General features: G+C 73.0%; 19 protein-coding genes. 12 read left to right on the top strand and 7 right to left on the bottom strand.

What is annotated here, in order from left to right; all coding sequences use genetic code 11:
* Window positions 1-143: 143 nt before the first annotated feature.
* Genes ACFY01_RS00905 through ACFY01_RS00925 form a run of 5 tightly spaced genes read left to right on the top strand, consistent with a single transcriptional unit; the run spans window position 144 to window position 3348 of the window.
* Window positions 144-1151 carry a Ppx/GppA family phosphatase gene (locus tag ACFY01_RS00905; RefSeq protein ID WP_390733472.1) on the top strand — a complete coding sequence of 336 codons (1008 nt, stop codon included), beginning with the start codon at window positions 144-146 and terminating at the stop codon, window positions 1149-1151.
* A 49-nt stretch (window positions 1152-1200) separates the two neighbouring features.
* Window positions 1201-1380, top strand: a complete 180-nt coding sequence (locus ACFY01_RS00910) for a hypothetical protein (protein ID WP_390733473.1) — start codon at window positions 1201-1203, stop codon at window positions 1378-1380.
* A 41-nt stretch (window positions 1381-1421) separates the two neighbouring features.
* A complete protein-coding gene (locus ACFY01_RS00915) occupies window positions 1422-2447 on the top strand; it encodes an iron-containing redox enzyme family protein (protein WP_390733474.1) in 1026 nt (341 codons plus the stop codon).
* A 21-nt stretch (window positions 2448-2468) separates the two neighbouring features.
* Window positions 2469-3122, top strand: a complete 654-nt coding sequence (locus ACFY01_RS00920; RefSeq protein WP_390733475.1) for a HemK2/MTQ2 family protein methyltransferase — start codon at window positions 2469-2471, stop codon at window positions 3120-3122.
* Window positions 3112-3348: a CDGSH iron-sulfur domain-containing protein gene (locus ACFY01_RS00925; RefSeq protein WP_390733476.1), complete on the top strand. Its 237-nt coding sequence runs from the start codon at window positions 3112-3114 to the stop codon at window positions 3346-3348. Before ACFY01_RS00920 ends, ACFY01_RS00925 begins: the two co-directional genes overlap by 11 nt.
* Before the next feature lie 154 nt (window positions 3349-3502).
* On the opposite strand, the gene ACFY01_RS00930 is transcribed toward ACFY01_RS00925, so the two are convergent.
* On the bottom strand, window positions 3503-3934 hold the full coding sequence (locus tag ACFY01_RS00930) for a subtilase-type protease inhibitor (RefSeq protein ID WP_390733477.1): 432 nt from the start codon (window positions 3932-3934) through the stop codon (window positions 3503-3505).
* Between the two features lie 323 nt (window positions 3935-4257).
* Here ACFY01_RS00930 and ACFY01_RS00935 point away from each other — a divergent pair, with 323 nt between their 5' ends.
* From ACFY01_RS00935 to ACFY01_RS00955, 5 genes are all read left to right on the top strand, one after another.
* Window positions 4258-4821: a hypothetical protein gene (locus tag ACFY01_RS00935; RefSeq protein ID WP_390733478.1), complete on the top strand. Its 564-nt coding sequence runs from the start codon at window positions 4258-4260 to the stop codon at window positions 4819-4821.
* 156 nt (window positions 4822-4977) lie between these two features.
* Window positions 4978-6573: a purine-cytosine permease family protein gene (locus ACFY01_RS00940; protein ID WP_390733479.1), complete on the top strand. Its 1596-nt coding sequence runs from the start codon at window positions 4978-4980 to the stop codon at window positions 6571-6573.
* Window positions 6570-7241 (top strand): cyclase family protein, encoded by a 672-nt coding sequence (locus ACFY01_RS00945; protein ID WP_390733480.1) that lies wholly within the window; start codon window positions 6570-6572, stop codon window positions 7239-7241. The genes ACFY01_RS00940 and ACFY01_RS00945 overlap by 4 nt, the downstream gene beginning before the upstream one ends.
* A gap of 96 nt (window positions 7242-7337) precedes the next feature.
* Window positions 7338-8033, top strand: coding sequence for an alpha/beta fold hydrolase (locus tag ACFY01_RS00950; RefSeq protein WP_390733481.1), 696 nt, complete (start codon window positions 7338-7340; stop codon window positions 8031-8033).
* 73 nt (window positions 8034-8106) lie between these two features.
* The gene (locus ACFY01_RS00955) at window positions 8107-9273 is read left to right on the top strand and encodes a lactate 2-monooxygenase (protein ID WP_390733482.1); all 1167 of its coding nucleotides are present in this window, start codon (window positions 8107-8109) and stop codon (window positions 9271-9273) included.
* A 9-nt stretch (window positions 9274-9282) separates the two neighbouring features.
* Here the strand turns inward: ACFY01_RS00955 and ACFY01_RS00960 are convergent, their stop codons facing one another.
* From ACFY01_RS00960 to ACFY01_RS00970, 3 genes are all read right to left on the bottom strand, one after another.
* A complete protein-coding gene (locus ACFY01_RS00960) occupies window positions 9283-10944 on the bottom strand; it encodes an RICIN domain-containing protein (RefSeq protein WP_390733483.1) in 1662 nt (553 codons plus the stop codon).
* Between the two features lie 402 nt (window positions 10945-11346).
* Window positions 11347-11724: a toxin Doc gene (locus ACFY01_RS00965; protein WP_390733484.1), complete on the bottom strand. Its 378-nt coding sequence runs from the start codon at window positions 11722-11724 to the stop codon at window positions 11347-11349.
* Between the two features lie 3 nt (window positions 11725-11727).
* Window positions 11728-11967: a hypothetical protein gene (locus ACFY01_RS00970; RefSeq protein WP_361445826.1), complete on the bottom strand. Its 240-nt coding sequence runs from the start codon at window positions 11965-11967 to the stop codon at window positions 11728-11730.
* 188 nt (window positions 11968-12155) lie between these two features.
* On the opposite strand from ACFY01_RS00970, the gene ACFY01_RS00975 reads away from it, so the two are divergent.
* Window positions 12156-12878 (top strand): 2OG-Fe(II) oxygenase, encoded by a 723-nt coding sequence (locus ACFY01_RS00975; protein WP_390734016.1) that lies wholly within the window; start codon window positions 12156-12158, stop codon window positions 12876-12878.
* A gap of 8 nt (window positions 12879-12886) precedes the next feature.
* Here ACFY01_RS00975 and ACFY01_RS00980 read toward each other — a convergent pair whose 3' ends face one another.
* Together ACFY01_RS00980 and ACFY01_RS00985 are read right to left on the bottom strand one after the other, a co-directional pair.
* Window positions 12887-15130 carry a glycoside hydrolase family 9 protein gene (locus ACFY01_RS00980; protein ID WP_390733485.1) on the bottom strand — a complete coding sequence of 748 codons (2244 nt, stop codon included), beginning with the start codon at window positions 15128-15130 and terminating at the stop codon, window positions 12887-12889.
* Window positions 15131-15253: 123 nt separating this feature from the next.
* On the bottom strand, window positions 15254-18358 hold the full coding sequence (locus ACFY01_RS00985; RefSeq protein ID WP_390733486.1) for a glycoside hydrolase family 2 TIM barrel-domain containing protein: 3105 nt from the start codon (window positions 18356-18358) through the stop codon (window positions 15254-15256).
* 257 nt (window positions 18359-18615) lie between these two features.
* On the opposite strand from ACFY01_RS00985, the gene ACFY01_RS00990 reads away from it, so the two are divergent.
* Window positions 18616-21018, top strand: coding sequence for a SpoIIE family protein phosphatase (locus ACFY01_RS00990; RefSeq protein ID WP_390733487.1), 2403 nt, complete (start codon window positions 18616-18618; stop codon window positions 21016-21018).
* A gap of 55 nt (window positions 21019-21073) precedes the next feature.
* On the opposite strand, the gene ACFY01_RS00995 is transcribed toward ACFY01_RS00990, so the two are convergent.
* A complete protein-coding gene (locus ACFY01_RS00995; protein WP_390733488.1) occupies window positions 21074-21622 on the bottom strand; it encodes an RNA polymerase sigma factor in 549 nt (182 codons plus the stop codon).
* Window positions 21623-21662 lie beyond the last annotated feature (40 nt).

Raw genomic sequence — 21662 nt, forward strand, 5'->3', positions numbered from 1 at the left:
TGACGATCTTCTGTCAGATCCGCCAGAGGGGCCGCCGTCCACAGGGAGACGGCGGCCCCCACGCGTGCCCGGGGTGGCCGTATGCGTTCCCTCCCGCACGCGGCGAAGGGCATGGGACGGCTTCAGCGGGTACTTGCCAGACCATGCGGATCAGTGTGGTGGACGTGGGCTCGAACACGGTGCGGCTCGTGGTGGCGGACGCGGAGGGCGGGGTACCCCTGCCGGTGCACACCGCCAAGTGGCGGCTGCGGCTGTCGGAGCAGGTCGGGCCCGGGGGACGGATCCCCGACGAGGATGTGGAGAGACTGGTGGAAGCGGTGGCCGCGGCGAACAGGACCGCCGCCAAGTGGGGGGCGGCGGGGCCGCTGGCCTTCGCCACCGCCGTGGTGCGCGCGGCACCGAACCGGGCGGAGGTCCTGCGGGCCGTCCGCACGGGCACCGGGGTCGACCTGTGCACCCTGCCCGGCGAGGTCGAGGCCGAGCTGACCTTCCTCGCCGCCCGGCGCTGGCTGGGCTGGCAGGCCGGGCCGCTGGCGGTGCTGGACATCGGCGGCGGCTCGCTCGAGGTCGCCTTCGGCCGCGGCCGGCTGCCGGACTTCGTGGCCTCGCTGCCGCTCGGGGCGGGGCGGCTGACCCGTGAGTTCTTCGAGGACGAGGACCCTCCCTCGGCCGAGCGGCTGCGCGCGCTGCGGCGCAAGGTCCGCCACCAGCTGCGGGACGTGGCCGCCCGGATCCGCTGGGAGGGCCCGCGCTCCGCGGTGGCCACCTCACGCACCTTCCAGCAGCTGGGACGGCTGTGCGGTGCCCCGCCGGGACGGCACGGGCCGTTCGTGCAGCGGATGCTGCACCGTGCCGACCTGCGCGACGCGGTCGGCCGGCTGGCCGCCCTGCCCACCGCCGAGCGCGCCCGTCTGCCCGGCATCTCCGCGCCGCGCGCCGCGCAGAGCCTGGCCGGGGCGGTGGTCGGGCACACCGTGATGAAGCTGACCGGTCTCGGCGAGGTCGCTCTGTGCCCGTGGGCGATCCGCGAGGGCGTCCTGCTGCGGCGCATCGAGGACGGCCCGGCCTGGTGGGCGGAGACCACCCGGCGCTCCGAGGAGCCCCCGCCCCCCGAACCGGTGCCCCTGCGCGTCGCGAGCACCACGCCCTGAGCCGGCGCACTGAGCCGGCGTACCGAGCCACGTACGGAAGGAGACAGTCTTGTCCAAGTCGAAGAACCACGAGGAGCACCCGCAGACGGCCCTGGGGGAGGTCGTCGACGAGGCCGCCCGGGCCGAGAAGCGCACCACCGACTCGGACCACGCCGACGAGCGCCGGGGCGAGGCAGGGGAGGCGATCACTCCCAACACCCGGGCCCAGGAGGAGTCGCAGGGCGAATGACCCGGCGGGGATGAACGGGCGCGGCCGGGTACCCGGGCGGCATGGCACAGTACCTCCAGGGACCCGCGCTGCCCCCCGCCCGCGGCCCGGTCTCCGCGGCCGTCGGCGAGTACCTGCTCGGCTCCGGCCCGCCGCCGTCCGAGGAGACGATCGCGGCGGCGGACGTGTACGGCGACGACCTCCAGCTCGCCCTCTACCTCTGCTACGAGCTGCACTACCGCGGCTTCGCGGGCGTGGCCCCGGACCGCGAGTGGGACCCCGATCTGCTGCGCGCCCGGGCCGTGATGGAGCGGCGTTTCCTCTCCGCGCTGCGGGCCGGCACCCCGGTCCACGACAGCCTCGACGACGCTCTCGCGGACATCCTCGTGGAACCCGTCGACGGTACGGGCGTCAGCCACTACCTGCGCGACGAGGGCGAACTGTGGCAGCTGCGGGAGTACGCGGCCCAGCGCTCCCTGTACCACCTGAAGGAGGCCGACCCGCACGCCTGGGTGCTGCCGCGCCTGTGGGGCCGGGCCAAGGCGGCGATGGCCGCCGTGGAGTTCGACGAGTACGGCGGCGGCCGTGCCGACCGGGTGCACGCCCGCCTGTTCGCCGACCTGATGACGGACCTGGGCCTGGACACCACGTACGGCCGCTATCTGGACGCGGCGACGGCCGAAATGCTGGCGACCGTGAACCTGATGTCCCTCTTCGGCCTGCACCGGGAGCTGCGCGGCGCCCTGGTGGGCCACTTCGCCGCGGTGGAGATCACCTCCTCCCCCGGCTCCCGGCGGCTGGCCGAGGCGATGCGCCGCACGGGCGCCGGGCCGGCCGCGGAGTTCTTCTACGACGAGCACGTGGAGGCGGACGCGGTGCACGAGCAGGTCGTGCGCCACGACGTCATCGGCGGACTGCTCGATCAGGAGCCTGAGCTCGCGGCGGACATCACCTTCGGCATCGACGCGACCGGGTACGTGGAGGAGCGCCTCGCCCGGCGGCTGCTGGAAGCCTGGCGGGCGGGACGGTCCTCCCTGCGCGTACCGCTGCCGCAGTCGCAGTCACGGGAAATGCACCATATCTCCTAAATATGCGGGTACCCGCGTCGCGTGAACGCACTGGTATTCCCGGGCGTGTACGCGCCCCAGGACGACACCGAGCTGCTGGCCGAAGCCCTGTCCGAGGAGCCGCTGGAACCAGGTGCCCGCGTACTGGACGTGGGCACCGGCAGTGGCGCCCTGGCCCTGGTCGCCGCCCGGCGGGGCGCCGAGGTGACCGCGGTGGACGTGTCCCGGCGGGCGGTGTGGACGGCCCGGCTCAACGCGCGGCTGGCCGGGCTTCCGGTGCGCATCCGGCGCGGGAACCTGTTCGGGCCCGTGCACGGACGGTCGTTCGACATGATCCTGGCCAACCCGCCGTACGTACCGTCGCCCGACGCCCGGCCCGAGCCCCGCGGCCGGTCCCGGGCCTGGGACGCGGGCCGCGACGGCCGCCTGATCCTCGACCGCATCTGCCGGGACGCCCCCGCGCTGCTGCGCCCCGGCGGGGTGCTGCTGATCGTCCACTCCGCGCTGAGCGGCCCCGAGCACACCCTGGAGCTGCTGCGCGGGGCCGGACTCAAGGCCACGGTGACCCGCCGCCGCTGGATCGACTTCGGGCCGGTGCTGCGGGCCCGGCACGGCTGGCTGCGGGAGCGGGGGCTGCTGTCGGCGGCCGACGAGAAGGAAGAGCTGGTGGTCGTCCGTGCCGAACGTGTCTCCTGACTCCCCTGACTCCCCTGACGCCGACGGCCCCGAGGCGCGGCGCCCCGCCCCGCCCCGGCGCGTCCGCATGCAGCGGCGGGGTCCGATCCTCGTCGACGGCCCGGTGGAGATCGAGCTGGAGGACGGCACCACGGTGTCCTCGGACCGGTTCCGCGTGGCGCTGTGCACCTGCCGGCGCAGCCGCCGCTATCCCTGGTGCGACACCAGTCACCGGAGCAGGACCTGAGTCGGCCGCACGAACAGAAAAACCGGGGGGCGGCGGGCGGCCCCACTCCGCCCGCCGTCCCCCGGTGCGAGATCGCGAGGTCCCCGGGACAAGGGTCCGCACTCCCCAGCTGCGGGCCTGTACCGGTGGTCGCGGGGACCGGCGATCCCGGTCCTCAGAACGCGAAGACGGACCCGTAGGTGTCCTTCACGCACGTGTTGCCGAAGGTACGCTCGTAGGAGACGCGCTTGCCCTGCCAGACGCCCTCGACCGTGACGACGACGGGGTCCCAGAGCTTGGTGCAGAACACGTCGTCGCTGCTTTTGAGACTGTTCAGGTCACCGCCGGCACCACGCAGGTCCGCGCAGGCCTGGGGGGCGGCCGGGTGCGTGCCGGAGGCCGTCGGGGCACAGGAGAGGGTGACGGCGCGCTCGGGCGTCGCGGTCAGGGCGCTCTCGCCGTGGCCGATGGTGAGCACCAGGGCCGAGGGGGCGTAGAGCGACGACGGGGCGCTGCCCGGTGCGGCGACGGCGGCCCCGGTCAGGGGTCCGCAGACGGTCACGGCCGTGAGACCGATGGTCGCTGCCCAGCGCGCGGTGGTCCGCATTGTGTGCATCCTTCCGCTCGAATAGACGGGTCGCCGGCCCGGACCGGTGGGCGCCGGGGCGGCGTGCGCCACTCTGCCGAGTCCGCCGCCGAATCTCACATCGAACCCATGGGTTTCAGTAACCTTGCGTGTTGAAGCAGTGGCGTGAAGTCACAGAGTTCGAACGTCTCGACGCCGGAACTGAGCGGTTCTTGATCGCCTCAAGCAGCCAAGTGGCCGAATTTCACCAGTTCGTTAATAGGCCTGAAACATTCCGGATCAGCTGTCGGCGCACTTCCTCGTGGCCCCTTGTGTTCATGCGGAAGTCGAGTAATCGTCATTACATGATTACTTCAGAACAGCGAGAGAAGCTGCGCGGCTGGTTCACCGGCCGACTGCCCGACGACCTCTTCCAGGAACTGGTCGAGGTCACCGCCGACCGCGAGGAGATCACCGTGATCGGCCGCATCCCCGCGCCCCGGCTCGCCGAGGGCGCCTCGGAGGCGGAGCGGGAGGCGGCCGTCCAGGGCCGCGTCCAGGAGTTCCGGGAACGCACCCGGGAGGCCCGGATCGCCGTGGCCCGCGAGGCCGAGCACCGGTTCCGCAGGAAGGTGTCCTGGGGAGTGGAGTGCGACGGCGAGCGCGCCCTGTTCACGCACGTGGCCGCGCCCGTCATGACCCGGCTGCGCCAGCCCGAGCGCCAGGTCCTCGACACCCTGATCGCGGCCGGCGTCGCACGCAGCCGCAGCGACGCCCTCGCCTGGTGCGTACGGCTGGTCCAGCGGCACACCGACGACTGGCTCACCGAACTGCGGGAGTCGCTCGAACACGTCCAGCGGGTACGCGCCCAGGGGCCGGACGCCGAGGAGGTGGCCGATTCATCCACCGAAGACGGAGAAGAGGGATGAAACATCCTCTGGAACGGATACCGCCGCCCGCCTTACCGTCGGCACACCCCTAGCGGACGGCATCCGTTCCCCGCACACCCCGGCGACAGCGAACGGCCCGTCCGGACCGCCGCCGCGCCACTGCGCGCTCCACCGCCGTCCCCCGCTGGAGCCTCCTTGTCCTCCCTGCCCGAGCCCTCCCCCACCGCCGAGCCCCCGTCCCTCACGGAGGTCGAGCCCTACGGCGTCGAACGCATCCCCGACGCGGACCGCAGCGCCACCCCGCTCGACCTGTTCCGGGTCGCCTTCGGCGGCGCCAACACCTTCTCCACCTGCGTTCTCGGCGCGTTCCCGATCCTGTTCGGCCTCTCCTTCTGGCAGGGGCTCGCGGCCACCCTGCTCGGGGTCGTCGCGGGCGCGCTGATCCTGTGCCCGATGGCCGTGTTCGGCCCGGCCAACGGCACCAACAACGCGGTGTCGTCATCCGCGCACCTGGGCGTGCACGGCCGGGTGGTCGGCTCGTTCCTGTCGCTGCTGACCGCCGTCGCGTTCTTCTCCATCTCGGTGTGGAGCTCCGGCGACGCCCTGGTCGGCGGCGCGCACCGGCTGTTCGGCCTGGAGCGCGGCACGCTGTCGTACGTCGTCGCCTACGCGCTGTTCGCGGGGCTGGTTCTCGCCGTGTGCGTATACGGTTTCCGGTTCATGCTGTTCGTCAACAAGATCGCGGTCACCTCGGCGACGGTCCTGTTCCTGCTCGGCGCGGTCGCCTTCGCCGGTGACTTCGACCCGTCGTACGCCGGTGTCTTCACGGCCTCGGCGGACGCCTCGACGCAGGCGCTGTTCTGGCCGTCGTTCATCGGCGCGGCGCTGATCGTGCTGTCCAACCCGGTGTCCTTCGGCGCGTTCCTCGGTGACTGGTCGCGCTACATCCCGGCGGACACCCCGCGCCGCAGGGTCGTGGGCGCGGCGTTCCTCTCGCAGATCGCGACCCTGCTGCCGTTCGTCTTCGGTCTGGGGACCGCGAGCATCATCGCGACGAAGGCACCGAAGTACGTCGACCCGGCCGCGCCCGACTACGTGGGCGGGCTGCTGGCGATCTCGCCGAGCTGGTTCTTCCTGCCGGTGTGTCTGCTCGCCCTGATCGGCGGCATGTCGACGGGCACCACCTCGCTGTACGGCACCGGACTGGACTTCTCCTCCGTGTTCCCCAGACTGTCGCGGGTGCGGGCCACCCTGCTGGTCGGCGTGCTGTCCATCGCGTTCATCTTCGTCGGCCGGTTCGGCCTGGACCTCGTGCAGTCCATCTCGACCTTCGCCACGATGATCATCACGTGCACCACGCCGTGGATGGTCGTGATGATGCTGGGCTTCCACACCCGCCGCGGCTGGTACGACCCCGACGCCCTCCAGGTCTTCAACCGCCGTCAGCGCGGCGGCCGTTACTGGTTCGCGCACGGCTGGAACTGGCGGGGCATGACCGCCTGGTGGGTGGCGGCGGTGGTCGGCGTGCTGTTCACCGACATCCCGGGCCAGTTCGTCGGTCCGTTCGGTGACCTGGCGAACGGCGTCGACATCAGCCTGCCGCTCTCGCTCGCGGTGGCCGCCGTGCTGTTCCTCGCGCTGCTGCGGCTGTTCCCCGAGCCCAGGGCGGCGTACGGGCCGCAGGGCGCGCGCCTGGCCCGTACCGTCGAGGCACCGGTGCCGCCGATCACCGGTCCCGGCGCTCCGGCGGACGACGTGCCGGCGGCGGTCGCGGCCGAGGGCGGCCGATGACCGGCTGGCTCGATCTGTCGGTGCCCGTGGTCACCGGGATGCCCGTGTATCCCGGTGACCCCGAGGTCACGGTCTCCCCCGCCCTGCGGGCCCCGGCCGACGGCGTCAACGTACTGGGCCTGCACCTGGGTTCGCAGTCCGGCACCCACGTCGACGCGCCCTACCACGTGGACGACGCCTGGCCCCGCCTGGACGAGCTGCCGCTGGACCGGTTCGCCGGGCCCGCGGTCGTGGCCGACGTCCGTGGGCTGCCCGCCCGGTCGCCGGTCACGCCGGCCCTGCTCGCACCCGCGCTCGACGCCCTCGCGTCGGCACCCGGAGCGCTGCTGCTGCTCGTCACGGGCTGGTCGGCGTACTGGGGCACGGACGCGTACCTCGCCCACCCCTACCTGACCCTCGAGGCCGCCGAAGCCGTCGTGGCGGGCGGGGCCCGCACCGTGGCCGTGGACGCGCTCAGCGTGGATCCCACTCCCTGGCCGGGCGATCCGCACGCCGGCTCCGGCCTGCCGGCCCACCGGGTGCTGTGCGGGGCGGGCGGGGTGGTCGCCGAGAACCTCACCGGGCTGGACCGGCTGGTGGGCGCGGAGGCGGTCGAGGTGTTCCTCTTCCCCCTGCGGCTGCCCGGGGCCGACGGCGCTCCGGTACGGGCGGTCGCCCGAACCGGCTGACGGCAGGACCCGGGCGGACCCGGCCGGATCGAACGGAATCGTCAACTCCGCTCATTTGAAGCGAAGTTGACGATTTCCTCCGGTACGGTGCCCCCCATGACCAACTTCGTACTGGTGGCGGGGGCCTGGCTCGGGGCGTGGGCGTGGGACGAGGTGGCGGCCGACCTGCGCGCCGCCGGCCACGAGGTGCACGCCCTCACCCTGTCAGGACTGGCCGAGAAGAAGGACCTGCCCACCGGGCAGCAGATCCACGTCCAGGACATCGTCGACGAGATCGAGCGGCTGGACCTGCGGGACGTCGTCCTGGTCGGGCACAGCTACTCGGGCGTACCCGTCGGGCAGGCCGCCGAGCGGATCGGCGAGCGGCTGCGGCGCGTGGTGTTCGTGGACTCCAACGTGCCGGCCGACGGGGTCTCGTTCCTCGACGGCTTCCCCAGTGACCACATATGGCAGGCCCTCGATGCGCACGACGGCGTCTGGCCGCCCCTCCCCCCGGCCGCCTACGCGGGCCAGGACCTGACAGACGAGCAGATCCATCGCCTGATCACCGAGGGCACCCCGCACCCGGGCGCCACGCTGACCGAAGCGGCCGTCCTCAAGCGCCCGTTGGGCGAACTGCCGGCGACGTACGTCAAGTGCACCCTCGACGGGCGCGCGCCGCTGCCCGCGGTGGCCGAGCTGGTCAGGAGCGGGCACTGGGACCTGGCCGAGCTCCGCACCGGCCACTGGCCGATGTTCTCCCGGCCGCGCGAACTGGCCGGGATCCTGCGGGATTCGGCCGGCGACGCCTGATACCGGCCGCCGTGCCTACCCGCCGGTATCGTCGTCTCGGCGCACGACCGGCGACGAGAGGCGGGACGTACGGATGGCGAAGCACTGGGCGGACTTCCAGTCCGAGATCTACCTGAACGGGATGACGGGTGCCGTGCCGCGCCTGCCCACCGATCTGACCCGGCTGGAGGAGCTCGCGGAGCACCGGCTGGGCCCCGGTCCGGTCGGCTACGTGGCGGGCAGCGCGGGAGACGGCAGCACGGCGCGGGCCAACCGGGCCGCCCTGGAGCGGCGGCGGATCGTCCCGCGTGTCCTGCGGGACGTGCGGGAGCGGGACCTGTCGGTCGAGGTGCTCGGCCGCGCCCTGCCCGCCCCGCTGGCGCTGGCCCCCGTCGGCGTGCTGTCGATCATGCATCCGGACGCGGAGACGGCCGCCGCCCGGGCCGCCGCCGCGCAGGGCGTGCCGTACATCCTGTCCTCGGCGTCCAGTACGCCCATGGAGCAGGTGGCCGAGGCGATGGGGAACGGCGAGCGCTGGTTCCAGCTGTACTGGGGCAAGGACCCGGAAGTGACGAGGAGCTTCCTCGGCCGGGCCCGGGCCGCTGGGTTCACGGTACTGGTCGTCACCCTGGACACACCGCTGGTGGGCTGGCGGCCACGGGACCTGGACCAGGCGTACCTGCCCTTCGTGCACGGGGTGGGCACCGCCAACTACTTCTCCGACCCGGCCTTTCGGGCGGGGCTCGCCAAGCCGGTGCACGAGGACCCGAAAGCGGCGGTCCTGCACTTCCTGGGCCTGTTCGGGGACGCCGGCCACACCTGGCCGGACCTGGCGTTCCTGCGGGAGCACTGGGACGGGCCGATCGTCCTCAAGGGCGTCCTGCATCCGGACGACGCCCGGCTGGCCGCCGATGCCGGGGTGGACGGGGTCGTGGTGTCCAACCACGGCGGGCGGCAGGTGGCCGGTGCCGTCGCGGCGGCCGACGCGCTGCCCCGGGTCGCGGCGGCGGTCGGCGACCGGCTGACGGTGCTGTTCGACAGCGGCGTGCGCACCGGCGACGACGTCTTCAAGGCCCTCGCCCTGGGCGCGCGGGCGGTCCTGCTGGGGCGGCCGTACGTGTACGGGCTCGGCCTCGACGGGCAGGCGGGCGTGGAGCACGTGATCCGCTGCCTGCTCGCCGAGTTCGACCTCACCCTCGCCCTGTCCGGGCACGCCGGCCCGGCCGGCGTCGGCGCCGACGACCTCGAGGAACCGGCGTGAACCCTGCCGTCAGCCCTGCGCACCGCCGTCCGGCAGGTTCGCCGGCTGGGCCGACGACCCCTGGGTCCCGGTGACCGACAGGGAGCCGGGGCTCGCCGACGGCGGGTCGGTCAGCCAGCGCTGTCCGCCGGAGCTGTCGCGGACCTTGACGACGATGTCGGCGCCGGCGTCCTCGCCCGCGCCGGCGAGGGCGAGGGTCTCGTCCCAGCGGGGCAGCAACTCGCCCCGCACGGTGAGGTCGTAGCGCACGTCGTCGCCCCGGCCCGCCTTCTCGTCCGCGCAGGTGCCGAGGACGGCCACACCCGCGTCCGCGTGCGAGTCGAGGCACAGGTCGGGGTCGGCGGCGCTGCGCAGCAGGCCGTCGGACTCGAACGTCCACTGCTGGGTGGCCGCCGACGAACACGCCGCCAGCAGCACGCTCCCGCCCGCTTCGGGCCTGCCGTCGGTGTCCAGGCAGAGCCCGGCGGCGGCGTTGCGCAGCCGCGTCCGCCGGGCCGCGCCCGGCAGTTCCGCCGTACCGGGCGGGGAGGCGGAAGTGCCGGGCGTGGCCCGGGAGCCGGTGCCGGGCACGGTGTCCCGGGCACCGGAGGCGCCCGTCGAGGCGACCGGGTCGGTGCCGTCCCCGCCGCCCGGCAGCAGGCTGATCGCGAGGACCGTCGCGAGCAGTCCGGCCGAGGCCAGGCCGACGCCGGTGAGCAGTGCCTTCGGTGACCGGGCCGCCGAGGAGGCGCGGCGCGCCGGGAGGGACATCCGCCCCAGCACCCGGTGCCGTCCTTCCCCGCCGGGCCGTCCGCCGGTGCGCCGGGAGGTGCCCCGGCCGCGCGGTGCGGCCGAACCGGCCCGGCCCGGGCGGGAGTCGAGGTAGCGCCGGGCGCCCCAGCCGAGCACCGCTTCGGCGAGCAGCAGGCCGGTGCCGGCCTCGATGTGGCTGAGCTGCTCGGCGGCGTGCCGGCAGTAGCGGCATTCGGCCAGGTGCTGCTGCACATCGGGCAGCAGGGCGCCGCCGCGCCGGATCGGCACGTCGAGGAGACGGTTGTAGAAGCGGCAGTCCTTGGTGGGCGCCAGTTCCCGGTGGGCGCGGACGCAGCCCTGGCGGAAGGCTTCCCGGGCCTGTTCGAGGGCGGCGGCCGCGGTGTCGGCGTCCACGCCGAGCAGACCGGCCGGGACGGTGAGCGGTTCCGCCTCGACCTCGGTGTGCCACAGCACGCACCGGGCGAGCGGCGCGAGGCCCTGGAAGGACCGCTCGGCGAGGACACGGTTGTCGGAGATCATGGACTTCGCCGCGCGCATGCCGCGGCCCCCGGCCGGTCTCGCCAGGTCCGGCAGCACCTCGGGCAGGCCGTCGTCGGCCGACCAGTGGGCGAGCGTGTCGCGCACCGCCACCAGCAGCCGGGGCCTGAGGGCGGCGGCCGGCTCGCCCGCCGCCAGCCGGTCCAGGACCCGGTGGAAGGCGGTGGCGGTGGCCATGTGGACGACGGTGTCCTCGGCGTCGAGGCAGATGGCCGCGTAGTCGTGGGCCGGTTGCCAGTGCCGTGCCATCAGCAGGGCGACGGACGAGGCGGTCTCTCCCTCCGACCGCCCGCGCAGCCGGCCCGCGAGTGACTCGTCGGACTCTCCGAAGGCCCCTCCGGGCGGCGGATAGGGAGGACGTGGGGGGTGGGGGGTGGGCACGGAGTGATTCCTTTGGTGCGTGTGCGCTCGAGTGGTTCACCCTTGCACAAGTCCCCAAAGGCCAACAAGGAGTTCGGCGGCATCGATAGTTTTGACAGAAAGTCAGGCTATAGGCGTGCTTTCACCTTTCCATGCGCCCCGTGTGAAATACGCGCACGCGCCGGCCCGCCGCGCACGCTCCCGGCGTCCGCCGCCGGGTAGTGCACTGGGTATCGGCCCTTCTCGCAAGGCCCCGCGCAGGACGGCGGCTCTGCTGCGCGGCACCGGCCGCCGGCCCCGCTCCTCCCGCCCTCGGCCGGCGGCCCCGGGCCGGCCCGCACCGGCCCGGGACGGCTTCCCCCGCCGACGGGGGCGGGTGCCGTGGTGGATGCCGAGGTCCGGTCCCCTGGCCGGGTCCCGCGGTCAGATCTGCCAGGAACGCAGCCGGTCGGCCGCGCCGTAGACATCGGCCTTGCCGGTCATCAGGTCCCGGGCGAGATCGACGAGCGCGCCGTAGGGCGGGTCGATGCCGGCCCCGCTGACGAACATGTACGCCACCGCCGTCGCACAGGCGAACCGCGCGTTGGCCGACGGCAGCGGCTTGAGCAGGGCGAGGGTGTGCAGCAGGGCAGCGGCCCGCCAGGCCGGGTCGGAGTCCACGCCGAGGCGCGGCGGGTCGACCCGGTGCCGGGCGACGGCGGCGACCAGGGCCGAGAAGTCGTCGATGGCCGGCTGTTCCGGCAGCACTTCCTCATGACGCTGGAGCAGCCACGGGACGTCGATATGGAGGACGGGTGCCATGGGTCAGGCGGCCTCGCCCCTGCCGGGGGGCTCATCGTCCGGGAACGCGGCCGCGAACTCGTCGGCGTGCGTGGCGAAGAAGCGGCGGAACGTCTCCGCGCCCTCCTGAAGCGCGCGGTGCCGGGCGATGTCGGCCGCGGCCGCCTCGCGCACCAGGGCCTTCATCGACGTACCCCGCTCCTTGGCGATCCGCCGCAGGTCCTCTAGCTCGCGCTCACTGAACTCCACGTTGAGAGCTGGCATGCCCCAACGGTAGCGCGAGGGTACTTGCGCGTAAATAGACGCAGGTCAGATGGTATGCCCAACGGTACCTCCGGAATCAGGACTCCAGGTCCGGATCCCGCCGGTCCGGCGTCCGCCGCGGCGGCAGACTCGGTACTCCCGGCGCATACGAGTCCGCCGCGGCAGGAGCCGCCATGAAGGGAGCCACCATGACCCTCACCCCCGACGGGGCCCGCCGTCGCGTGGCCGCCACCGACTGGGCGGCACTCGCCGATGAACTGGACGCGCACGGCAGCGCGCCCACGGCCCCGCTGCTGACGCCCGCCGAGTGCCGTGACCTGGCCGCCCTGTACGACGAACCGGAGCTGTTCCGCACCACCGTCGACCTGGCCCGGCACCGGTTCGGCTCCGGCGAGTACCGCTACTTCACCCACGACCTGCCCGCCCCGGTGGCCGCTCTGCGCGCCGCCCTCTACCCGCGGCTGCTGCCGGTCGCCCGTGACTGGGCGGCCCGGCTGGACCGGCCGGCGCCCTGGCCCGACGACCTGGACGCATGGCTGGCCCGCTGCCATGCCGCCGGACAGGACCGCTCGGCGCAGATCCTGCTGCGCTACGGCCCCGGCGACTGGAACGCCCTGCACCGCGACGTGTTCGGCGAACTGGTCTTCCCGCTCCAGGTCGTCGTCGCCCTCGACGAGTACGGCAGCGACTACACCGGCGGCGAGTTCCTGATGGTCGAACAGCGGCCCCGTGCCCAGTCCCGGGGCTCCGCGACCGTCCTGCGCCAGGGCCACGGCCTGGTGTTCACCACCCGCGACCATCCGGTCCGCACCCGGCGCGGCTGGTCGGCCGGAGCGATGCGGCACGGCGTGAGCACCGTCCGCTCCGGCCACCGCCGCACGCTGGGGCTGGTCTTCCACGACGCGGCCTGATCCCGGGCTCACCCCTGGTCCGCGACGAACGACGCCATCCACGCCAGGGCCGCGTTCCAGTTGATGGCGGTCTCGTTGGTCGACCACGACTGGATGTCGTCGATGTAGCAGAACTGGCCGACGCAGCCGCGGAGTTTACTCTGTGCGTACGGGTCCTGGATGCCCGAGTTGGCGCCTCCGGCGAGGGTGCCGCTGGGCGGGTTCGGGAGGGCGGGGTCGAGTTCGTGGGCGTACCAGCGGCTGTGCTCGTTGTGGGCGCTGACCTCGCCGTAGCCGGTGACGTAGGAGACGTTGAGCGCGTTGCGGCCGAGGAGGTAGTCCATGCTCTGGACCGCGCCGTCGCGGTACTTCGCGGCGCCGGTGAGGTCGTAGGCGGTCGCGACGACGTGCGCGTTGTTGAGGATCTGGGCGTTGGAGCCCCAGTCGTAGCGGTTGCCGTCGGGGGCGTACGGCATGCCGTACGGCTCTGACTTCAGGGTCGCCAGGTAGGTGTCGGCGGCCTTGGTGACCGACCGGAGCACCTTGTCGCGGCCGGGGAGCCCGCTCGGCACGGTCGCCAGGTCCAGACGGCCGGCCGCGGCCGTGCGGCCCCAGTCGAAGCCGAGGCTGGCGAAGATGTCGGCGGTGTGCAGCGGGGAGCCGAGGACGTGGTCCGCGAACTGCTTCTCGCCCGTGGTGAGGTACAGCTCCGCCGCCGCCCAGTAGAACTCGTCGGTGGCGTCGGTGTCGGGGTAGGCGCCGCCGCCGGTGCCGTCGTCCGGGTCGGGGTAGACCTCGGGGTGTGCGAGGGCCGCCGCCCAGGCCTTGCGGGCGGCCGTCAGGGCACGGGAGGCGAAGGCGCGGTCGTAGGGGCGGTACAGGCGGGCGGCCTGGGCGGCCGTCGCCGCCAGGTTGAGGGTCGCCTGGGTGGTGGGGGCGTGCAGCTCGCGCTTCTGGGGGTCGTCGCTGGGCAGCAGCGGCAGGCCGGTCCACTGCGCGTCGTGGACCTTGCTGTGCGCCATGCCGGCCAGCGGTTGCCCGTCCGGCACCTGCATCTTCAGCAGGAACTCCAGTTCCCAGCGGCCCTCGTCCAGGACGTCGGGCACCTTGTTGCCGCTCTCGGGGAGGGCGAGGGTGCCGTCGCCGAGCTTCCCGGACCGGCCGGTGCGGGCGTGCAGGGAGCGTTCGTAGGTGCTCAGGAGCTCCCAGGTGGCGATGCCTCCGTTGACGACGTACTTGCCGTGGTCGCCCGCGTCGTACCAGCCGCCGGTGACGTCGAGGGTGTAGTCGCACAGCCCGGGCCGGCAGGGGACGTTCGTGTCGCCCTGGTTGGGGGCGGTGCCCAGGTGTCCGGCGGGCCTGCCGTAACCGGGGCGGAGCGCGTCGCTGATCGCGATGCCGCTGCGCTGGGTGTAGTAGTACTTCAGCGAATCCAGCCGCAGTCGCTCATAGGCGCCGGCGCCGATGTCGAAGGGGCGGCTGGTCTCCCCGTCGGCGACCAGTGTGAAGTCCTTGCCGTGGCCCCGGTAGGCGCCGAAGTCGATCGACTGGACGTTCTGCGCGGAGGACACGTCGGTGCCGCGCGGCACGGTCCAGCCGTGGGCGACCGTCCTGCCGCCGGCGTTCCTCAGCCGCCAGGGAAGCTTCGTGGTGGCGGCGGTGACCAGGGTGGCGTTCTTCGGCCCGTCCGGCAGGTAGGCGACCTGGTTGACGCGGACGCGCGGCCCGGTGTCGGGCTCGTACACCTCCGGTGGCACCCCGCCCAGCAGCGATACGTCGTCCAGGCAGAACCGCCAGGGGTCCGCGCCGCCGCCGACCTGGAAGGCGACCTGGGCCTGGGCGGTGTCGACCGGTGAGGTGAAGGTGTAGGAGTAGCCGTCGCCGGAGGGGGTCGGTTGCGGGCTCACCTCGTACCAGGTGTCGTACGGGGACACCTGGAGCCCCACGATCGCCCGCACCACGTGTCCCTCGGGGGAGCCGGACGCCTTGAAGGAGAACCGGTACGACTCCCCCTTGACCAGGGTGATGTCGTTCTGCCCGACGGCGGCGTCCCAGCGGTTCGCCGTGCCGCCGGGCACGTCGGCGCAGAGCTGTCCGCCGGACAGGCCCGCGGTGACGTTGCTGGTCGTCCACCACGGCTCGGTGCCGGTGTCGAAGGTGCCGTTCCTGACCTGTTCGACCTCGTCGGCGCCGGCCTCGGCGGCGGGCAGCGCGGCGAAGGCCGCGGCGAGCAGTGCGGTCACGGCGAGCAGGGCGGTTCCGCGTCGTGTCATGTCGGTTCCCCACCAGGACATGGGAGCGCTCCCAAATACAGTACGCCCGCCATGCTGTGCGAGACATGACACCCCGTCAACGGTCCGGACGGGACGAATTCCCGCCCGGACCCTTTTGACGGGCTAGACGTCGAGCCGGGTGATCCGCACCGCCCCCTTCGTCTCGCCGGGGTGGGCGCTGGTCAGGTTGAGCCGGATGCGCGAGCCACGGGCCGCGTCGAAGGTGATCACCGTCGCACTGTCCGAGGCGGTCGCCCAGTCGACGCTCGCGCCCGTCACCGGCGTGTAGGCCGTCCCGTTCCACACGGCGACGTCCACGGAAGCGGGCAGGGTGTGCGTCGCGTCGACGGTGAAGGAGGCCTCGACCCGGTCGACGGTCCGGGTGCGGCCGAAGTCGACGGACACCCAGTCCTCGGCCCGGGCCCCGTTGAACGCGGGCAGCAGGGCGGTCGCCGACTTGGCGAAGGCGTTGGACCAGCCGGTGGCCGGGTCGCCGTCGAGCATCGCGGCGGGGAGGGTGTCGGGGCGGCCGGAGTAACTGGCGTCGGCGAGCGGGTAGCCGGGGGGCGTCGGGTGGTCGGGCCGGAAACCGGGCGCGGGCGTGCCTGCCGCCGAGCGGGCGGGTGTGGTGCGCACTCGCACCGTGCCCTTGCGCAGGCCGTCCGCCCGTGCGGTGACCTCGAGGGTGCCGGCGTCGGTGCCGGACCGCACGATGGCCAGGGCCTTGCCGTGGAAGGCGGTGCGGGTGCTCGACTGATAGCGCTCGGCGCTCTCCTCACGGCCGTTGTCGAGTCCGGCGAGCGAACCGCCCCTCACCCGGAAGGCGATGAGGTGCTCGGCATCGGGCACGACCACCCCGTGCGCGTCGACGATGTCGGCGGTCACGAAGACCAGCGAACGCCCGTCGGCGGCGAGTGACCCGCGGTCGGCCGTCAGCCGGACCGCGTGCGGCGCGCCGGCCGTGCGCAGCACGTCGGTGGCGACCGCCTTGCCGTCCCGCCGGGCCACCGCCTTCAGCTCACCGGGCGCGTACGGCACCTTCCAGGTGAGGTGCAGCTTGCCCGCGCTGCCGTTGGGGCTGGTGTAACTGCCGGGGTAGGGGCCACCGGTGAAGGTCTTGTCGTCGCCGGTGGCCTCGGTGGTCTCCAGGTAGGTGCGGCCGTCGGTGGTCTTCTTGGTGTCGAACTCCCGCACGCCCAGGGACTTCCCGTTGAGGAACAGCTCGACGGACGGGACGTTGGCGTACGCCCAGACCTCCACCGTGTCCCCCGGCTCGTGGTTCCAGGTCATCGGCAGCAGGTGCACCATCGGTTCGCTCACCCACTGGCTGCGGAACAGGTGGTACATGTCCTTGGGGAAGCCCGCGGTGTCGACCGCGCCGAAGAAGGACGCCTTGACCGGGAAGACGTCGTACGGGGTCGGCTCGCCGATGTAGTCGATGCCCGACCACAGGAACTGCCCGGCGAACCACTTGCGGTCCCGGTCCTTCTTGTGGCCGTACTCACCGCTCATCGTCCAGGAGGCGAGGTTGTTGTCGTAGGAGGAGACCTCCCGCCTGCCCGGCGTGTGGTTCTCGCCGGTGTTGAGGTGCTCGGGCTCCTGGTAGCTGCCGCGGGTCGAGGTCTCGGACGAGGACTCCGACTCGAACAGGAACAGCTTCGGGTACTTGGCGTGCAGGGCGTCGACCGACTTGGCGGTGTTGTAGTTGAGGCCGAGCCCGTCCAGCTTGGCGAGCATGAGGTCGGCCGCGGAGCCCGTTGCGGGCACGCCGTGGTACTTGTTCGAGCCGATGACGACCGGCCGGGTGTGGTCCGCCGCCTTGATCGCGCCGATGATCCGGTCCGCCATGGCGAGACCCGCGGTGGAGGTGGAGTCGGGGATCTCGTTGCCGATCGACCACAGCACCACGGCGGGCGAGTTCCGGGCCGCGAGGACCATCTCCGTGGCGTCCTTCTCGCACCACTCGTCGAAGAACCGGCCGTAGTCGTACCTGGTCTTGCCGGTCCGCCAGCAGTCGAAGGCCTCCACCATCATCACGATGCCCAGTTCCTCGCAGACCTCGATCATCTGCGGCGAGGGCGGGTTGTGCGAGGTGCGGAAGGCGTTGACGCCCATCGACTTCATGATGGTCATCTGCCGGCGCACCGCGTCGACGCTGATCGCCGCGCCGAGGGCGCCCTGGTCGTGGTGGAGATCGACGCCCTTGATCTTGGCGTGGGTGCCGTTGAGGGAGAAGCCCTCGTCCGGGTCGAAACGGTAGGCACGGATGCCGAAGGGGGTGCGGTAGGTGTCGGTGGTGCGGCCGTCGACGCGGAGTTGGGTCACCAGGGTGTAGCGCTGCGGGGTGTCGAAGTCCCACAGGCGGGGCCGGGCGACGGTGAGCTCGTGGGTCTCGGTCGCCGTGCCGGACACGGCCGCCGTGGAGGACGTACGGGCGACCTGGTGTCCGCCGGGGTCGAGGACCGTCGAGACGACCTGGACGTCCGTGCCGGCGCCGGTCTCGTTCAGCACGTCGGTGCGCACCCGCACGACAGCCCGTTCGGCGGTGATGTCCGAGGTGGTGACGTACGTGCCCCAGCGGGCGACGTGCACGGGGTCGGTCACCACCAGGCGGGCCTCGCGGTAGATGCCGCTGCCCGAGTACCAGCGGCTGCTGGGCAGCTGGTTCTGGACCTTGACCGCGATGACGTTCTCGGTGGCGCCGTCGGTGTGCACCAGGTCGGTCAGATCGAGGGCGAAGCCGGTGTACCCGTACGGGTGACGGCCGGCCTGGGTGCCGTTGCAGTACACGTACGAGTCCATGTACACGCCGTCGAACTCCACCGAGATCCGCTTGCCCGCACAGGCCGGCGGCAGGGTGAAGGCGAGGCGGTACCAGCCGAGGCCGCCGGGGAAGAAGCCGGTGCCGCTGGTCGTGCCGTGCTCGGTGGTCGGGGTCTGCTCGATGCTCCAGTCGTGGGGCACCGCGACCTCGCGCCAGGCCGAGTCGTCGTACCCGGGATCGGCCGCGTTGGCGTACGCGCCGGTCGGATCGGTGATCCCGCCCGGGTCGACCAGCGCGAAGCGCCAGCCGTCACGCAGGGGGACGGTACTGCGCCCCCCTGCGGCACCGAAGGTCTCGGCGGCACCGGACACCTCGGCGGCCCGGGCGGCCGGTGCGCCGAGGAGCGCACCGGCCGTCGGGGCCGCCGTGGCGGCGACCAGAACCGATCTGCGCGTGACCGTCATGGCGGCTCTCCCTCATCAGGGCCCAGAAGTACTCACAACTGATCGCGAACGAACAGATTCTGACGGGGAGCCACACCTGTCCGTCAAGGGTGCGGGGCCGTACTCCCGCCACCGGGGTCACTTCGGCGGAAAACGGCTCTTGACGGAGGGGCCGCACGGTCCTCGGGGCCCGCGTTCGCACGGGAGCCGGACGCACTAGGCTGGAAGCACAAGTGACGCACCTGTTCACTGTGAGTGTGCGCGATGGAGTGGCGACGATGAGGCCGGTGTACCCGTTCGACGACGCCGCGACGGCGCGGGCCGTCGTCGACGACACCGGCACGGTTGTCGAATGGAACGGCGGCGCCCGTCGCCTGCTGGGCTGGGAAGCCGCGGACGTCGTGGGCCGTCCCGCCGCGCGGCTGCTGGCCGGCGGGGACGGACCCGGGTCCTTCACCCCACGGGACGAACGCTGGTCCGGGACCCTCACGCTCTGCCACCGCAACGGCTCCGCGGTGTCCGTCTGGGTGCTCGCCCACCACCGGCCCCCGGAGGGGGACGGCCCGGGCCACTGGCTCGTGGTCACGCCCCTGAGGGATGACCGCCCCCACTCCCCCGACGACCCGCTGGAGCGGGCCGAACTCCTCCAGTCGCCCTGTGCCGTCGCCATCTACGACGACCGGCTGCGGCTGCGCCGGATGAACGAGGCCATGGCCGACGTGCTCGGGCTGCCCGAGGAGAACGTGCGCGGGCTGCGGGTGCCCGAGATGAGCGGCCGGCCGCAGAGCCTGGACATCGAGCGGCATCTGCACCACGTGCTCACCAGCGGCCGCGGGGACGATGTGCGGACGTACCTGCCGATCGGCGGTGACGGCCACAGATACGCCTGGCTGGCCAGGATGGCCCCGATCACCGACGACACCGGCCGGGTGCGCGGCGTGTGCGTGGCCGCGCACGACTTCTCCGAGCAGTACCTGGCGCGCGAGCGGCTCCAGCTCGTCAACGAGGCGAGCGTACGCATCGGCAGCACGCTCGACGTCGTCCGTACGGCACAGGAGCTGGCCGACGTGTGCGTGCCGGCGCTCGCCGACTTCGTCACCGTCGACCTGCTCGACCCCCAGGAGTTCGGCGGCGAGCTCCCCGCCCTGGTCACCGCGCCGGTCCGGCTGCGCCGGATCGCGCACCGGTCCCTGCTGCCGAACACCCCCGAGGCGGTGATCAAACCGGGCCAGGTCGAGCTCTACCCCTCCCTGTCCCCGCAGGCCGACTCGCTCGTGGCGGGCCGCACGATCGTCGTCTCCATGCCCTCCGACGAACTTCAGCGGTGGCTGACCTGGCACCCGGAGCGCGCCGATCGGGTGCGGGAGTACGGCATCCACTCCTCGATGTCCGTGCCGATCCGGGCCCGCGGCCTCACCCTGGGGGTCGCGGTGTTCACCCGGCACCGCCGGCCCGAGGCGTTCACGGCGGACGACGTGCTGCTCGCCGAGGAGGTCACGGCCCGCGCGGCCGTCTGCGTCGACAACGCCCGCCGCTACTCCCGCGAGCGCGAGACCGCCCTCGCCCTCCAGCGCAGCCTGCTGCCGCGCTCCCTGCCCCGCACGGCCGCCCTGCGGACCGCGTACCGCTATCTGCCCGCGGCGCGCGCCGGGGTGGGCGGCGACTGGTTCGACGTGATCCCGCTGTCCGGGATGCGGGTCGCCATGGTCGTCGGGGACGTCGTCGGCCACGGCATCCAGGCCTCGGCCACCATGGGCAGGCTGCGCACCGCGGTGCGCACCCTCGCCGACATCGACCTCGCCCCGGACGAGCTGCTCACCCACCTCGACGACCTGGTGCTCCGGCTGGCGGAGGAGTCGGGCGGCGAGGGCAGCGGCACCGGCGAGGTCGGCGCGACCTGCCTGTACGCCGTGTACGACCCCGTCTCCCGCCGCTGCACGCTGGCCCGCGCCGGGCATCCCGCGCCCGTGCTGCTGCCGCCCGGCCAGGCGCCCCGGCAGATCGACCTGCCCGCCGGGCCACCGCTCGGTCTCGGCGGGCTGCCCTTCGAGTCCGCCGAGCTGGACCTGCCCGAGGGCAGCGTGCTCTCCCTCTACACCAACGGCCTGATCGAGTCCCGCGACCGGGACGGCGAGACCGGCCACCGGCTGCTGACCGAGACCCTGGCGGGCTGCGCGGACCCGGATTCGGACTCGCTGGAGGAGACCTGCGACCGGATCCTGGGCGCCCTGCTCCCGGAGGCGGGCTCGGCCGACGACGTGGCGCTGCTGCTCGCCCGCACCCAGGGACTGCCCGCCTCCCAGGTGGCGACCTGGGACATCCCCGCCGACCCGGCCCTGGTCGCCCCGATCCGCAAGCAGGTCGTCCAGCAGCTGGACCGCTGGTCGGTGAGCGGGATCGCCTTCACCGCGGAACTGGTGGTCAGCGAACTGGTCACCAACGCCATCCGGTACGGCGCCCGTCCCATCCGGCTGCGGCTGATCCACGACGCGGCCACGCTGATCTGCGAGGTCTCCGACAGCAACCACACCGCCCCGCACCTGCGCCGCGCCAAGACCTTCGACGAGGGCGGCCGCGGGCTGCTGCTGGTCGCCCAGCTCACCCAGCGCTGGGGCAGCCGGCACACGGCGGAGGGCAAGACGATCTGGGCGGAGCTGCCGCTGTACGAGGCGGACCTGTAGGACCAGCCGGGTCGGCGGTACCGGCGGTGTCAGCGGTACCGGCGGCCCCGGTCGCTCAGGACGCGGCCAGCCAGGGCCGTACCTGCTTGCGGGCCTCGTGCAGCCGGGACTTCAGGGTGCCCAGCGGGATGCCGACGCGCTCGGCGACCTCGGCGTACTCCAGCTGGCAGATGTCGCGGTAGACCAGCGGCGCGACCAGGTGCGGATGCTCCCGCTCCAGCCGGTCCAGCGCCTCCAGCAGGTCCACGCGGGAGCCCGCGATGACACTCGTGGTGCGCGGGTCGACGTGCTCGGCGGGCTCGATGACGACGGGCTGCTCGGCGGCGCGCCGCTTCAGCTCGCGATACTTCTGCCGGGCGCAGTTGGCGACGACGGTGTACAGCCAGGTGCTGAAGCGGCTGCGGCCCTCGAAGGTGGAGATCCGCCGGGCGATCTGGAGCAGCACGTCCTGCGCGGCCTCCTCGGCGTCCTCCCGGCAGGGCAGGAAGCGTCCGCAGCGCCGGACGACCTCGGGCCGGACCTCGGCCAGCAGCCGCTCCAGGGCCGCCCGGTCCCCCGCGGCGGCGCGCCGGGCGAGGTCTTCGGTCAGCGCCGCGTCGTACACCGCGGGTCCCCCTTCGAGTCGATCTCCGAGCAGGCATGAT

The sequence above is a fragment of the Streptomyces sp. NPDC001480 genome, from assembly GCF_042894725.1.
Taxonomy (GTDB): domain Bacteria; phylum Actinomycetota; class Actinomycetes; order Streptomycetales; family Streptomycetaceae; genus Streptomyces.